15 protein-coding genes are annotated in these 14378 nt (G+C 55.7%); 5 read left to right on the plus strand and 10 right to left on the minus strand.

Annotated elements, in window-relative coordinates; all coding sequences use genetic code 11:
• Positions 1 to 118: 118 nt before the first annotated feature.
• The 9 genes from KJZ99_10055 to KJZ99_10095 all read right to left on the minus strand — a co-directional run bounded on the left by KJZ99_10055 (position 119) and on the right by KJZ99_10095 (position 8577).
• Positions 119 to 1000, minus strand: coding sequence for a hypothetical protein (locus KJZ99_10055; protein ID MCL4306247.1), 882 nt, complete (start codon positions 998 to 1000; stop codon positions 119 to 121).
• A 397-nt stretch (positions 1001 to 1397) separates the two neighbouring features.
• Positions 1398 to 1814, minus strand: coding sequence for a single-stranded DNA-binding protein (locus tag KJZ99_10060; GenBank protein MCL4306248.1), 417 nt, complete (start codon positions 1812 to 1814; stop codon positions 1398 to 1400).
• 79 nt (positions 1815 to 1893) lie between these two features.
• Entirely contained in the window at positions 1894 to 2298 is a 405-nt protein-coding gene (locus KJZ99_10065; protein ID MCL4306249.1) for a VanZ family protein, read from the minus strand.
• Entirely contained in the window at positions 2295 to 3830 is a 1536-nt protein-coding gene (locus tag KJZ99_10070; protein ID MCL4306250.1) for an NAD(P)H-hydrate dehydratase, read from the minus strand. Before KJZ99_10070 ends, KJZ99_10065 begins: the two co-directional genes overlap by 4 nt.
• A 76-nt stretch (positions 3831 to 3906) precedes the next feature.
• Positions 3907 to 4329, minus strand: a complete 423-nt coding sequence (locus KJZ99_10075) for a DUF393 domain-containing protein (GenBank protein MCL4306251.1) — start codon at positions 4327 to 4329, stop codon at positions 3907 to 3909.
• Entirely contained in the window at positions 4326 to 5195 is an 870-nt protein-coding gene (locus KJZ99_10080) for a CPBP family intramembrane metalloprotease (GenBank protein MCL4306252.1), read from the minus strand. The genes KJZ99_10075 and KJZ99_10080 overlap by 4 nt, the downstream gene beginning before the upstream one ends.
• A 45-nt stretch (positions 5196 to 5240) precedes the next feature.
• Positions 5241 to 7388 (minus strand): T9SS type A sorting domain-containing protein, encoded by a 2148-nt coding sequence (locus KJZ99_10085; protein MCL4306253.1) that lies wholly within the window; start codon positions 7386 to 7388, stop codon positions 5241 to 5243.
• 71 nt (positions 7389 to 7459) lie between these two features.
• A complete protein-coding gene (gene acpS / locus KJZ99_10090) occupies positions 7460 to 7867 on the minus strand; it encodes a holo-ACP synthase (GenBank protein MCL4306254.1) in 408 nt (135 codons plus the stop codon).
• Positions 7867 to 8577 (minus strand): HAD-IA family hydrolase, encoded by a 711-nt coding sequence (locus tag KJZ99_10095; protein ID MCL4306255.1) that lies wholly within the window; start codon positions 8575 to 8577, stop codon positions 7867 to 7869. The genes acpS and KJZ99_10095 overlap by 1 nt, the downstream gene beginning before the upstream one ends.
• 202 nt (positions 8578 to 8779) lie before the next feature.
• Here KJZ99_10095 and KJZ99_10100 point away from each other — a divergent pair, with 202 nt between their 5' ends.
• Both KJZ99_10100 and KJZ99_10105 read left to right on the plus strand, forming a co-directional pair.
• Positions 8780 to 9487, plus strand: coding sequence for a TPM domain-containing protein (locus KJZ99_10100; GenBank protein MCL4306256.1), 708 nt, complete (start codon positions 8780 to 8782; stop codon positions 9485 to 9487).
• Positions 9488 to 9509: 22 nt separating this feature from the next.
• Positions 9510 to 10052, plus strand: a complete 543-nt coding sequence (locus tag KJZ99_10105) for a LemA family protein (protein MCL4306257.1) — start codon at positions 9510 to 9512, stop codon at positions 10050 to 10052.
• A gap of 151 nt (positions 10053 to 10203) precedes the next feature.
• Here the strand turns inward: KJZ99_10105 and KJZ99_10110 are convergent, their stop codons facing one another.
• Positions 10204 to 10398, minus strand: a complete 195-nt coding sequence (locus KJZ99_10110; protein ID MCL4306258.1) for a hypothetical protein — start codon at positions 10396 to 10398, stop codon at positions 10204 to 10206.
• A gap of 83 nt (positions 10399 to 10481) precedes the next feature.
• On the opposite strand from KJZ99_10110, the gene dnaG reads away from it, so the two are divergent.
• The 3 genes from dnaG to hslU all read left to right on the plus strand — a co-directional run bounded on the left by dnaG (position 10482) and on the right by hslU (position 14261).
• Positions 10482 to 12260 carry a DNA primase gene (dnaG, locus tag KJZ99_10115; protein ID MCL4306259.1) on the plus strand — a complete coding sequence of 593 codons (1779 nt, stop codon included), beginning with the start codon at positions 10482 to 10484 and terminating at the stop codon, positions 12258 to 12260.
• Between the two features lie 7 nt (positions 12261 to 12267).
• On the plus strand, positions 12268 to 12804 hold the full coding sequence (hslV, locus tag KJZ99_10120; protein MCL4306260.1) for an ATP-dependent protease subunit HslV: 537 nt from the start codon (positions 12268 to 12270) through the stop codon (positions 12802 to 12804).
• A 65-nt stretch (positions 12805 to 12869) separates the two neighbouring features.
• Positions 12870 to 14261 (plus strand): ATP-dependent protease ATPase subunit HslU, encoded by a 1392-nt coding sequence (gene hslU, locus KJZ99_10125; protein MCL4306261.1) that lies wholly within the window; start codon positions 12870 to 12872, stop codon positions 14259 to 14261.
• Positions 14262 to 14378 lie beyond the last annotated feature (117 nt).

Raw genomic sequence — 14378 nt, forward strand, 5'->3', positions numbered from 1 at the left:
CATGGCTCAGTCCCGCAAATGCCATCAGCCCTACGGCCAAAAACAGTGCTTTGAACTTCATCTGCATTCTCCTTATCAAAGAAATTTCCAATTAAATGTCAGTTCGAAATCATCCAGATTACTTGGAGGAGGTAACCGTCTTGACCGTCTTTCCAGAGCTGGTCTTATTGATCGGGTTCTCCGTATTCACGGGCATCTTGGTCACGGGGACCGAAGCAGGAAGTTCTACGCCTGCAGTAAACGGAGCCGGGCCATCATCACCATCGTAGGAATAGTTCCACGGATTGGCGTGCCTATTGACGACGTTGTAGTATTGTCCGGGGACAACACCCGTCAGACCGCCTGCCCAAGCATTCGTTCCGGTATTATAGTAGAAGAATCCACCGCCGACGACCTGCGCTACGCGGTCAGACGTCGTGATCGTTCCACCAATGAAACCGTCCTGAAGCAGGTTCAACGCACTGCGATCCAGGTTACGCGAATCACGCCAGGAAACCGGTGCGGCCGCCTGCGTCGCGGGCGGGGTCGGAGCCGGAATCAGGACGACACCGTAGTCACCGGAGTTATCCACGTCACCAGCGAGAACCAAGGTACGCGCAGCACCGGTCCTGTTGATGTACTGATAACCACGGCCCGGGATCATCAAACCGCTACCAGTAGTCTCGAGACCACCAGTCCACGTCCCACTGGCGTTGCGATATCCGAAGACACCGTTATCCACGCGGGTGATGCGGTCCGCCGTCGTCACGCCGCCAGGGTTGGTCTGCGCGCCGATGATCGACGAGGGCTTGGTGGACTCGTTGCCGTACTGGGGGATACCACCGGTCACCGTCCAGAACTTAAACGGAAGACCAAAGCCCCAAGTCGTGACGACACCTGGAGTCCCAGAACCCGGCACGTTGATCTTGACGTACCCAACATCGTTGGACGGATCAGACTGCTGGGCAAAAGCGGTAGCCGCAAAGACCAGGCATACGATCACAAGCAAGACTTTCTTCATCTTTTCCTCCTTAACTTCGAGGACTGCTTTGTGCAATCCCCATCTTTCACATATCACACTCATCAAGTCCGAGTTTTTGGCTCGAACTTAAACGAAACCTTGTACTTGGTTGCTTTGGTCCCCGCTACCTCAGAGGCTTAACCTACTAAGTATAGTAGCGAAACCAAAGCAAATTGCGTTCTCCGAGGGAACGGAGGCATGCGAATTCGGCTTTACAGGGCGGGCGGGGTATTTAAACCAGCCTACTCCACCATCTTAACCCTTAAAATAACATGCAACTTAGCGCGAAACACTAAACTGCGCCTGCGTGAATTGCCGCAGACATTGGATATTAGTCAAAAGAGGGCCGGATGTCAAGAGATTTTCGACATCCTGCAAGAATTCTCAAGACTGTTGGTTAGAACGGCAGATCCTCATCCATCGGGGGGCCGCCATGGGTCGGCTCAGATGGTGAAGCACCTGATTCTCCGAAGTTTTCACTCGAGCCGGGACGAGGAGTGAGGTTCCTGAAGGTGAAACAGATGATCTCAAACGCCGTGCGCTTCTGACCCTCCTTGTCCTCCCAGTCTCTCATGGAGATCTTTCCCTCGAGGTAGATGAGGTTTCCCTTCTTCAGGCTTTCCGCAGCGCGCTCGGCAGACTGGCCCCAAACCACGATGTTGTGCCATGTCGTTTCCTGATGCCATTGCCCGTCCTGACCCTTGCGGTTTTCGTCCGTTGCCAAAGAGAAGCGGGCGACCGCCGCTCCGCTGGGGGTATAGCGCATTTCCGGGTCTCTGCCCAGACGCCCAATCAAGGTCACGCGATTGACCACAAATGTACTCCGAATCTGTTTGAATAGTATTGTGAAATTCTATGCAGAGAAGTTATGGAACCGGACGAAGGCAGTGCACTCAGTGAACGGAAGCGACGGCGGGTGAAGAAGACCGCCGTCCGCGCACCAGCCCCCAAATGGCCGCACCGACGAGAATTCCGGCAGCATCCGCAAGCAGGTCACCCGACTCCGCTGAACGGGTGGGAGTCTGAGTCTGGAGGACTTCGATGATCCCGCCTAAAGCCAAGCATACCAGAGCAGCGAGTCCAACTGAGCGAGCTTTTCCCGCACCCGTCTCCAGTGTGCCCGCCCAAACAATCGTGCCCAGCATGAAGGCGATGCCGTGAAGGAGTTTGTCAGAGATTGGCGCGGTCAATAGGTTTACATTGCGCAGGGGCGAGACGGCCAGTCCGATGACGGCCGCAGACCAAATCGTGGCTGCGGCTTCCCAGAAGCGATGTTTGGCAGGCGAAGTGCTGCTCATTGCAGCTCGCGATGGAGGTCCTGCAAGACCTGCGGAATTGCCGCAATGACATCCGTCGGTAAGAGGGAAATCTCTCCAAGAAGTTCAGCGGCAATGTCCGCAGCGCGACCATGTACGAACGCGGCACCCCAGGCCGCTTGAGCCGGAGGAATCCCTTGTGCCAGCAACGCACCTATCATGCCTGTCAAAATGTCTCCTGAGCCGCCGGTAGCAAGGCCGGGATTGCCGGTCGAGTTTACGAATGCCGAGCCGTCCGGTGTAACGGTTGTTGACGCAGACGACTTAACATGAATAACTGCATTGTATTTCTGCGCCAAGGTGCGGGCGATTTCCACGCGCTCGTGCGTACAACTTGAACCCTGTCCCGAAAGTCGGGTAAGCTCTCCCGGGTGCGGTGTGAGCACGGCACCTTTAGGAATTCGATTCAAGAGCTTGTGCTCAGCAATCAAGTTAAGTCCGTCCGCGTCAATCACAAGTGTTTTGTCCGTCGTGAGCAGCATTGAGAGCAACTCTGCCGTTTCAGCTGCGGTTCCCCAGCCCGGGCCGATCGCAACCGCATCGGCCCAGTTCAGCAGAGGTTCAAGCTGCTCCCACGCGCTGGCAGACAAAGCTCCCTTTGCTGTTTGCGGCAACCCGATAACCATGGCTTCGGCCACAGACGCAACCTCGGCGCGAATGCTTTCTGGAACTCCGACTTTCAGCAGACCTACTCCACTGCGCAGGGCGGCGAGCGACGCCAAGCGCGGGGCACCGCTCATCCCCTGAGAACCGGCCAGAATCAAAAGCTTTCCAAAGTCTCCTTTGTGGCTCTCTGGCGGGCGTTGGGCAAAGAGAGCCGCGACGTCCTGCGGTTCAGGTGTGAACCATTTCGTAGCCAGCATATCCTCCGCAGAGACGGGGAGCGAAATCGGGACAATTTTCACTTCGCCAGCCAGCGTCTTTCCCGGAGGAAGATACAGGCCAGGCTTGCCGCACTGGAAAGTCAGTGTCCATGTTGCATGAATGGACGGATCGCTCTGTTGTCCAGTGCCGGCATCCACTCCACTGGGAATGTCCACGGCCAAGACAGGCAATTCAGAGTCATTGATGGCCTCAATGACCTCGGCGAAGATTCCCTCTGGTGTGCGCAGGACTCCGGTTCCGAAGATAGCATCCACGACCACATCGTACCATTGAAAATCGATATCGAAGGCACTATCAGGCTGAAGGATGGGCACTTCCAGTGTCCGGCAAATCTCATAATTTGTTCGGGCATCTCCGGTTAAGTTTTCGGGAGAGGTCAACAGCCAGACTTCGACCTCCGCACCGCGCAGAAACAGAAGGCGAGCCAAAGCGAAACCATCCCCACCATTGTTGCCGGGTCCGCAGAACACGCACACAGATAGATCCTCGGGCGGAGCAACTTCCTGAAACAGAAACTCGGCGAGGCGCGTCGCCGCGTTCTCCATCAGGACCATTCCGGGAATGCCAAACTCGGAAATCGCCCTGCGGTCGAGGGCACGCATTTCTTCAGATGTGAATAGGGGGAGCATGGGAGTTGGCCAGTAAACAGATGTTCCCTAATCTACGATTCTCGGATCGAATTCTCAAGTGAGATTTCGGATAGACTCAGTCGCGCAAGAGGCGATCTGTTAGATTATGTGGAATTTTCGGGTAGAGGCTGGAGGGAGGCTTGAACCAGCGATGCCGAGTTCCAGCCACCCAGCGATAGAGGCGGTCGCGCAGGGTGCGCGGGACTAAGGAAGCGAGCGAGGCGACGAGAGGCCACGGCGCACGGCAGTGTCGAAGCAGGTAGAGGACTGCCGCCGATTCAGCGAGCAGGCGACCGGACTGCGGATCCTGCACGATGATGCTGCGAGGCGCGAAGGCGATATGATGCTGCTGGGCAAAGCGGCGATACACCTGCGTCTGAATCGGCGCAAACCGTAAAGCTCCATCGCGGTCGCGTTTCAACAGGAAGGAAACGGCCAGATGGCATACGCCGCACTGGCCGTCATAGAAGGCATTAACTTCTCGCGGCGGATCGGTCAAGGCATGGCCTGTTCAAGCTGTGGTGCGGCAGCGATACGACGCCGCCAGATTTGCCAAAGCAGAGCGGCAACCAGCACAAAGACGATACTGGTCAAGACGCCACCCTCGATGCCTTTTGAACCACCTGTAAGGAGTTCGGTTCCTTGAATCAGAATGGTGTCGTGGTCCCAGAGATCCACGCCGGTCACGGGCAGACCCAGCAGAGGACCCTGAAGATAGTTCCAGCCGAAGTGAATCCCGATCGGCCACCAAAGATTGCGACCCAGAAGAAACGCTATCCCGAAAAGAACACTGGCCGCAAAGAGATTGGTTAAAACCAAAATGGACTCGGTATCGAGAATCGTCCAGTGCAGTAACACAAAGAGCATCGATGACGCGACTACCGCTGCCGCTGGACCGAAATAGGACCGCACCATTTGCTGCACGTAACCGCGGATCAGAGTCTCCTGATAGACGGTGTTGCACAACAGCGAAACAGTTGTCCACAACAAGTTGCGAGGCGGACTGGTCTCAGGCGCGCAAGTGACGAAGCCCCAGGCGGCCATGCCACCAATAACCAGGGCCACCATGCCTGCTCCGCTCAGAGATCCCAATCCGAATGATCTAATCGCACCAACATGTCCAAGACCCAAATGAGCGAGTGGCCGGCGGTCTGCGTAACGTGTCATGGCGACCGCAGCTAACGCAACACAGAGCATCGCGAGAAACTCGATGCCTGTGCGAGTCGTATCCTGCCGCAGAGTAGTATACTCCGTATCCGGATAGAGGATGAACGGGAGCACGAACGGCAAGTAGAGTGCGAGAAACACACCCACAAAGAGCACGAGCCTCCAACTCGCCGCCCAGAGACGGAGAGGGAGGCTCATGCCCGAAGTGTGTTCCCGCTTCTGCGACGGGGACTGCAAAACGGCTTACTTCAGCAGAAGCAGTTTCGTGATGCGCTCCGCAGAAGGAGTCTTCAAGACGGCGAAGTACGTGCCAGAGGCAAGATTCGCACCGTCAAAGGCTACGCGATGCACGCCTGCGCTCAACATGCCGTCATGCAAGACGGCCACTTCCTGACCCGCGAGGTTATGCACGACTACGCGCGCTTCGGTGCGCTGAGGCAGGGCGAAGTCGATCGTCGTGCTTGGATTGAACGGATTGGGGAAGGCTTCGATTGTGTATTCGGTCGGAAGCAGACCCGGCTCATCTTCGATGGCCGAGCAGACTCTGACCCACGGTCTCCAGATAACCGAATCGCAATACTCGAAGTCGCAAACGCGGCACATCAGCGTGTTCTGATTCAGAGTAATGAAGCGATGGCTATAGGACGCGCTATTCGTGCCCACGTTGTTGCCGTTGTGCACCCACTGGTAGTTCAGGGTCTGGCCATCGGGATCTTCGGCGAGAACCGCAAACGGAATCGTCGTGTTGAAGCAGATGGTATCCAACTCAGAGGGATCAGGCGTTGCGCCCGTGATTTCCGGTGGATTGTTGACCTGACCGGGCTGACGTATCGTGGCGCGTAGCATGACGTCTGCTTCGTTCAAGAGGCGGTTTTCGGCCCAGCCGCCGGCATTTTCCCAAGAGCGGCGGGAGATACCTTGCGCGGAGGAAGTGTCGATACCAAACGACACTGTCGAACCGGCTGTGGTATACCACGCCACGAAGAACTGACCTTCAGTAATCACCACTTCGCCGGCCGGAACAGCGGCACTTGCCCAAGCGTTCGGGCTGGCTCCGGTGACAGTCGTTGACCAGAGAATCGCGCCGGGGCCGCCGTTCGCGCCGCTGTCGTCCAGAATCTGGAATTGGAAGGTGCCGGCCGTTTCACCGACAAACCCGCGGACGCTGATGACTTCGCAAGGATAGACCGGCGGAACAAAGCCCATACCCATACCGCCTTCTCCGCCTGCCCAACTCCATGTCCGCTCGGCGGTCCCGTCGTCGTATATCAACTCGCCGGGCAGTGTGACCGAATGGATTTCCGTGCGTAGTGTGTTGTTGCCCGCGAACATATCGCCGGTTAGCGTGACAGTACCGACCAGGCGGTAGACACCGTCAGAAGCCGGAATCCACAGATTCGGGAAAGTCGCTTCCTGAGTCTGCGCGGGTTGAATGGTGCCGCCTGTATAGTCGCCCTGCGTTATCAACGTGTTGTTGACTTGACGAACCGCGTAATTGGCTGTGTATGACGCTTCAACTTGGTTTCCGGCGTTGCGCATGCGCATCCAGGCATCCAAGGTGTCGCCCGTCAAGATGAAGATACCCTGCGAATTGGGGTTCTGCACACCGGCCATGCCCATGTCGTGAACCTGGAAGGTAACAGTCTGGGGATAGTAGAACTTGATGGCCGTGTTGTTCGGCGGATAGTCCGCAGGCAAACCCGTGTTGGAGTAGAAGTTGGAGATACCGATTTGTCCGGTCAGATTCTCAATACCAATTGAGATGTTGTTATTGGACACATCGTTCAGCGTGCTGGTTCCATACTGGAAGGTAATCGAGGAATCCACGCCGGAGAGAATCAACTGGAAGTTGTGATTGCCGAGGTTTCCACCCTGCGCCCATGCCGTAACGTTCACCCATGAGACGATCAAGGTGTCCGTGTTATTGCTCCACCAATAGCATGCGCTCGGATCTGCCGGGCCGAAGAACCAGTCTGCGGCGTATGGCGCAATGATGTCATTGGGAGCCGTGGCATTGGGGATCTGCGGAATCGGTTGCGCAAGCTGACCGGCCGTTGAGAACTTAATCCAGCCGTTTGAGCCGATCGTGAAGGACGACACGTCATACCAGTAGTAATGGAACGTCCAGCCGATTTGGAATGGTCCGACAAAGTTGTCATCGGCCAACCCCGAGACAGGGTTTCCGATTTGCGTAATGTTGATCCAATTATAGACGGGACCGCCCGGCTCGTTGGAATCCTTGGCAATGTAGCCATACGCATCAGGCCCCCATTGCTCATCAAGTGATCTTATTTCACGATCGCTGTTTGACACCCAAGGTTCTGAGCTGCTCTTGGCCAGCGCGATGGACAGGCTGGCGACCAACAAGGCAAACAAAAACCAATTTTTCATCATAATGCTCCTTTCAAGGCTGCGGGACTGCCGGGACCACCGGAGTCGACTACGAAAAGTTTAGAAAAAAGTTACTCTATAATCTGTTGTGACGATTCAGGGAAAATCATGACGACCGCGGCGGCCGTCGTTCGAGTGTGTGTCAGCGAGACAGAGACGCGCATCGGGTAGCTGGCGTAAGGTCCGGAGATACGCACTCGTGGTCCTTTGCCGGGAACGGTCAACACCTCGATATCCTTGAACGCTATGAACTCGCCGATGCCCGTGCCCAGCGCTTTGGCGACAGCTTCTTTGGTCGCCCATCGAGCGGCAAGGCATTCTTCGGGTTTCGCACGCTTCAAACACTCGGCGCGCTCTTGTTCGGTGAAGATCCGTTCGAGAAACACCTCGTCATTCAGATGAGCGGCAATTCGCTCCACTTCCACAAGGTCAATGCCTAACGAAGGCAGGATTGGGGCGGGCGGAGTTTTGTCGGACATCAATAGTCGAACAAGGAGGTCTGGTCTTCGTCGATCTCCATCAGGTTCAAGACCTGCAGGAGCTGACTGATGTCGTCAATATCGTAGTCGGCACCGCTTTCGACGGTATTCTTGGTATCTCCGTAGCGGGCAAACACTGTTACGATGCCAAGCTGTTTGGCGCCGACCATGTCGCGCTCCGGCCAATCGCCGACCATTATCACTTCCCTCGGCAGGAGACCCATCAGGGCCAAAGCACGTTCGAACGGAACGGGTGAAGGTTTGCGATGGCCCGTATCGTCAAACGTGACGACCGGATCAAACATGTGGTGCAAGTCGAGCTGTGCGAGCCGGAGCCAAGCGCCGAGACGCGGGGCGTCGGAGATTACCGCCAGCTGCAACCCGCGCTGCAAAAGCGCAGCAAGAGTCGAGCGGACGTGGGGATACGTGACGAGGTAGTTATTGCGCGCCCGTCGATACGACACAATTCCGGCAGCCAGCCACTTGTAGTCCACCATGTGGTACTGCTCTTCCAGAAAGATATTGAAAATCTCCTGGTGCTCAATCCCCACGCGGTCGTAGATTTCATAGATCTTGCTCACCGCCTCGTCGTGCGGCATGGGCAGGCCACAGTCAATCATGGCCGTGACACCGGCGTCAATCGAGGCACGCTTCATCCGCATGAAGTCGAGCAGGGTGTTATCGAGGTCGAACAGAATCCCGCGAATCATGTGGGCATGAGAAATTAAGGTAAGCGCAAGTTTCAATCTATTGACATTCTTGCGAATATGCAAGCAACCCATGCAAATTCAGACATGTCACCCTTATTGCAGTAATGCGCTCGGCAGGGCGTGCGCATGATGGCTAAGTTATTGTATTTATAGGAAAGGCGCGTTGACAATGCGGATCCGACTTCGTATATTGCAACGGATAATGCAAATTGTCTGTCTGTTGGTTGCGGTGCCGTTTGCGGGGGCCAACGAAACGCTGCCAGTCGCACCGGAACCCATCGGATTTGTCAGCGACTACGGGCGAGTGATTGCACCTTCCTATGAACGGCGTTTAGCAGAAATCGGGAGCGAGCTTGAGCGCAAGACGGGAGTACGGATTCGGGTTGTCACCCTGCCGGGCCTTGGTGGTGCCGATATAGAAGCGTTTTCGAAATATCTGCTGCAGTCGTGGATGGACTCCGCACATGCCGCACGCACCATCCTGATTGTGGATGCCGTTGCAGACAAGAAGATGCGGGTGACATTAGGGGAGGGTTTGGGTGACGTGATAACCCCCGACCTCTCCGCAACAGTGCAACGGCAGGTTATGCTGCCTTTACTCCTGCGGGGTCATCGAGGTGAAGCTTATACACTTGCGGTTACGGAGCTGTCGGTTGCCATCGGGATGTCCGAACGGGTGGCCTTATACTCCGTTCCGGGCTACCTGAAGCTGCAGCCTGCGGCCTATCATCCTAATGGCGAGGAAGCTGAGAGTTTTCCGGAAATTTTATATTTTGTGCCATTGCTGATCTTCATGGTCGCCATGGCGAGGCTGGAGAGTAAGATGGCGCGGGCAACACAGGTCTTTGGCGCCGTTAACCTATGGAACCCCGGCAGGCGGCGGCTGAAGCTCAAGGGGGGACAGGATTAGTTAGAGTTTAAGAGGGCTGCAAATGCGATTGTTGCGGGTTGCCGCATCCATTTTTGTCTTGGCATTACTGGCCGGCTTCGCGCTGGCCTTCTCTGTTTATCAGTGCTACTCTGACCTCGCAGAATTGAATCGCGTATCCAAATCACGATTTGCCGATTGGGAGGCGACATTGGCTCCGCGCCGCGCGATGCTCGCCGAACTCGCCGAAATGGCGCGCGTCTATGAACCTGCCGCCGGTGAGATTGCAGCACGCGCGAACGATGCATTAGCGGAGAGTTCCTCTGGCTCAAACGTGGAAGCACGCATTCGCATGCACTTGTTGTATGGCAAGGCGATGCGCGACCTTCGTTCCACGGCGGCGAGGTTTCCGCAGTTGACGCGGTCAGATGTTTACAGGGAATGGATCAGTGAGCGGGAAAAGGATCAGATTCTCGAGGAGGCTGCGAGGCTTGCGTATAATACGGCGGCGCGGGACTACAATGCAGTGCTCAATACGTTTTCCGGAAAACTAATTTCCTTGATCTATACTGTGCCTCCCAAGCCGGAAATTCCCGCGGGAGACTGACGGGTCGAAGCATCTCACGTTCCTGTTCCCACTGGAGCTGTGAGGTATGTTTGTGGAGAAAGAAAATTGAACCGCACCTTGTGAGAGGCGCGGTTTTTTTGTTACTTAAGGGTTCCTGTAGCGGTCGCGCACTATTTGCGCGGGTGCACCATCAGGGCGCAGGAGGAGGAGGAGCCGGGGGAGCTTCCTCGCTGCGCACGGGAGCCTCTAAATCAATAATTTTAGTTGAGATAGTAGAAATCTGCCCATTGCAGGGGTTTTCGACCATCAGGCGATACCAGTCTTCTTCGTCCGGGGCAGTTTCCACAAAAACAAGCCAATGCGGGCGGCGTTCATCGTATCTCATTGTATTCCTCATCAGATTTGCTCCCCTCTTATACTCCCGATTGGCAAGTAAAGTGCCACGTTTATAAAATCAATTAAAACAAAGTGATACCTGAAGATAAGCTGGAAGAGGTGCGGCTTGCCAACGATATTGTTGGAGTCGTGCAAGAATACGTGGCACTCAAGCGACGGGGTCAGAACTTTTTCGGCCTTTGCCCGTTTCATGAGGAAAACACACCCAGCTTTTCGGTTCACCCGGGTCGGCAGATGTTCCGTTGTTTCGGCTGCGGTCGGGGAGGCAACGTCTTCGGGTTCGTAATGGAACTTGAGAGGATGTCGTTCATCGAGGCCGTGAAAATGCTGGCCGAACGTGCCCACATCGAACTTCCGGCATTTTCACGGAGAGAGGGCGACGGCCCGACGGAAAGTGAACAGATTGTTGAAGCCAATCAGCTTGCGCGCGACTTCTTTCACACACAACTTCTTAATCAGACGAATGACGGCGCAAAGCGTGCGATGCAGTATCTGCTTGAGCGCGGCTTTACGGACGAGATTATTCGTGCTTATATGATTGGATATGCGCCCGAAGGCTGGGACGGGCTGGCGAAACGAGCGCAAGGCAGCGCAATCGCGCAGGACATTTTCATCAAGGCGGGTCTGCTGAAGGTAGGGCAGCAGGCAGGCAGGCCATACGATGCGTTTCGGGATCGCGTGATGTTTCCGATCCGCAATCTGGCGGGTAGAGTGATTGCCTTCGGGGGCCGCAGGCTGAGCGAGCCGGAACCCGGAGAGCCTTCTGCGAAGTATATTAACTCCCCGGAGACCGCCGCCTACAGCAAGGGACGCGAGCTGTTCGGTTTGTGGGAAGCACGCAATGAGATTCGCCGTCAGGAACGCGTAATCCTTGTGGAAGGATATACAGACGCAATCTCACTGGCCGCCGCAGGAATCCGCTGCGTCTGCGCAAGTTTGGGGACGGCCCTGACCGAACAACAGGCACGTCTGCTGCTGCGATTCGCACGAAATGTGTTTATTCTCTATGATGGAGACGACGCGGGATTGAGCGCGGCGCGGCGCGCATCGGATGTGCTGTTGTCCTGCGGAGCCGAGCCGCGAATTGTTGTCATTCCGGGGGGGGAAGATCCGGATTCCTTTGTTCGAGCGCACGGGACAGAAGCCGTCTGGTCGTTGGTAAATGACTCCAAGCCCGTCGTCGAGTTTCATGTCGAACGCGGCAAAGCAAGCGGTGCGACGCAAGCGCAGTTGGCGCGCGAGTTATTGGCGACAGCGCTGCAAATTCCCTCTGTCCTCGAACGCGAGGCTTTTGTGCAGCAGATTGCGATGCACACAGGGCTATCCGCAGACACGCTGCTGTCCGAACTTGCTCAGCAGAGAAAACCAATACAACGCCAGAGCGCAGTCCGACAGGCGCAAACTTGGCCGCCCAAGGGGACCGAGACTCTGATTTCGAGTTCGCTGATTCGCTCCCCGGAAATCCGCGACAGAGTGTTTCAGGAGTGGTCGCCGGAACATACGCGAGACGAACGGCTGAAGAAGATTCTGATACATCTCTTTGACGCGCACATGGGGCATCGCTATCCGGACATCACTCATCTGCTGAGTGTGTTTCCGGAGTCTCCGGAGCGCGACTTTATTGCCACGTGCGAAGTGGAAGACGAGCTCGAAGACGACAAGCGAATCGAGATCGATCTCAAGACTGCACTGGATTGTTTGAAGGCGCTGCAAGTGGAGTCTGTGCGGAAACAAATCAACGACGTCAAGCAGCGGATCCGGACAGAGCCGGAGAACCCCGAGCTGACGAGACTTTTAATGGAACTCATCGCCCGCGAGAAAGAGTTGCGCGGCGCGAGCAACATCACCTAACTTCTCCATGAGCAACTATCACGGAACGACAATACTTGCCGTGCGGCGCAACGGGCAATTCGCCATCGGTGGCGACGGACAGCTCACCCTTGACGATACCATCATCAAGAGCAAAGGTCGCAAAGTCCGGAAGATTTTCGAGGATCAGGTGCTGGTCGGTTATGCCGGCGGCGCCGCCGACGCGCTGGCGTTGCTCGACATTTTTGAGGGCAAGCTCAAGCAGCATAACGGAAATCTGACGATGAGCGCGCTCGACATGGCCAAAGAGTGGCGAATGGACCGGAATCTCCGTCGGCTCGAAGCCGACATGGTCGTGATGGACAAGAACAAGATGTATCTTGTGAGCGGCCTTGGGGAAGTCATAGAGCCGGACGATGATATCATTGCCCTGGGATCCGGCGGATCGTTCGCATTGTCCGCTGCACGTGCGCTGTTTCAGCATACAGAGATGGGCGCGACAGAGATTGTCAGAGCCGCGCTTTTGATAGCCGCAGAAATCTGTATCTTCACGAACTCGAACATCACGGTCGAAGAACTTAAGTAGGCCGTTGAGTCAGACACTACTTTCGTCCCTGCTCTCTTAATACGAGAAAAGGCGACACACCCATCATGACACCACATACCCCCCCACTGCAAATTCCCCAACTTTCTCCGCGAGAAATCGTCAAAGAGTTGGATCATTACATCATCGGACAGGACGCCGCCAAAAAGGCCGTGGCGATCGCGTTGCGCAATCGCTGGCGGCGTCAGCAGGTGGAAGGTGAGCTTCGCGACGAAATCTATCCGAACAACATCATTCTAATCGGCCCGACGGGTGTCGGTAAGACGGAACTCGCGCGCAGGCTGGCAAATCTGGCGGGCGCACCGTTCATTAAAGTTGAAGCCTCAAAGTATACGGAAGTCGGTTATGTCGGCCGTGATGTGGAGTCTATGGTCCGCGACTTGACGGATTTGGCAGTCGCGAAAGTTCGCGCGGAGTACATGGACTCAGCGCACGGCAAGCTCGATGCGTTGATCGAGGAGCGGCTGCTGGATCTGCTGCAACCGCCATCGATTCCTGATTCCGAAGAGGGCGATTCGGCAGCAAAAGCAGAACAACAACAGAAACGGGATGCTTGGCAGAAGAGACGAACCGAGTTGCGTGATGAGCTGCGCACCGGAAAGCTCGACGAAGAGTCGGTTGAGATTGAGATTAGCGAATCTTCCATGCCGTTGATGCAAATCTTTTCGGCTCAGGGGATTGAGGAAATGGGTTTCAACCTGCCCGAAGCGATGGGCGAAGGCGCGACACGCCGCAAGCTGGTTGAGGCATCGATTCCTGAAGCGCGTGAACTGTTATTCGAAGAAGAGTTTGACAGAGAGATCGACATGGACCGTATCGTGCGCGAGGCAATTCGCCGCACGGAGGCCTTGGGGATCGTGTTCTTCGACGAAATTGACAAGATCGTCGCTTCATCCGATGGCGAGAATAGCGGTCCCGACGTTTCGCGCTCGGGAGTGCAGCGCGATATTCTGCCTGTCGTGGAAGGGACGACAGTCACGACCAAGTATGGTCCGGTGAAGACGGATCACATTCTGTTCATCGCTGCGGGCGCGTTTTCGAATGCAAAGCCTTCCGATTTGATCCCTGAATTGCAGGGGCGATTTCCGATTCGAGTAGAGATGGACAGGCTTGGTGAGGAAGAATATTATCGAATCTTGACCGAGCCGCGCAATGCTCTTATCAAACAGTATCAGGCGCTGTTAGCCACCGAAGGCGTCAAGCTGGAGTTTACGCGAGACGCCCTACGGGAGCTTGCGCGCACCGCAAGCGACGTGAACGAGCGGACGGAGGATATCGGGGCCAGACGGCTGCATACGATCTTGACGACGTTGCTCGAGGATATCCTGTTTGACGCTGCAGACATGGAGAAAAAAGACGTACGAATCACGAAAGGGTTTGTGCAGTCGCGACTGAAGGACATTGTTGAAGATGAAGACCTGTCGAGATTCATTCTCTAAAGCCGAATGTTTTCGACAAGAGGCATGATTCTCGCCAATAGAGAAGTGTGAGTTTGCAAAAAAGCTTGTTTGGGAACAACTTACGAGTTGTGGCCCATGCGCAAGCTTTGCGCTCTT

The organism is bacterium (assembly GCA_023382385.1).
Classification (GTDB): domain Bacteria; phylum Electryoneota; class RPQS01; order RPQS01; family RPQS01; genus JABWCQ01.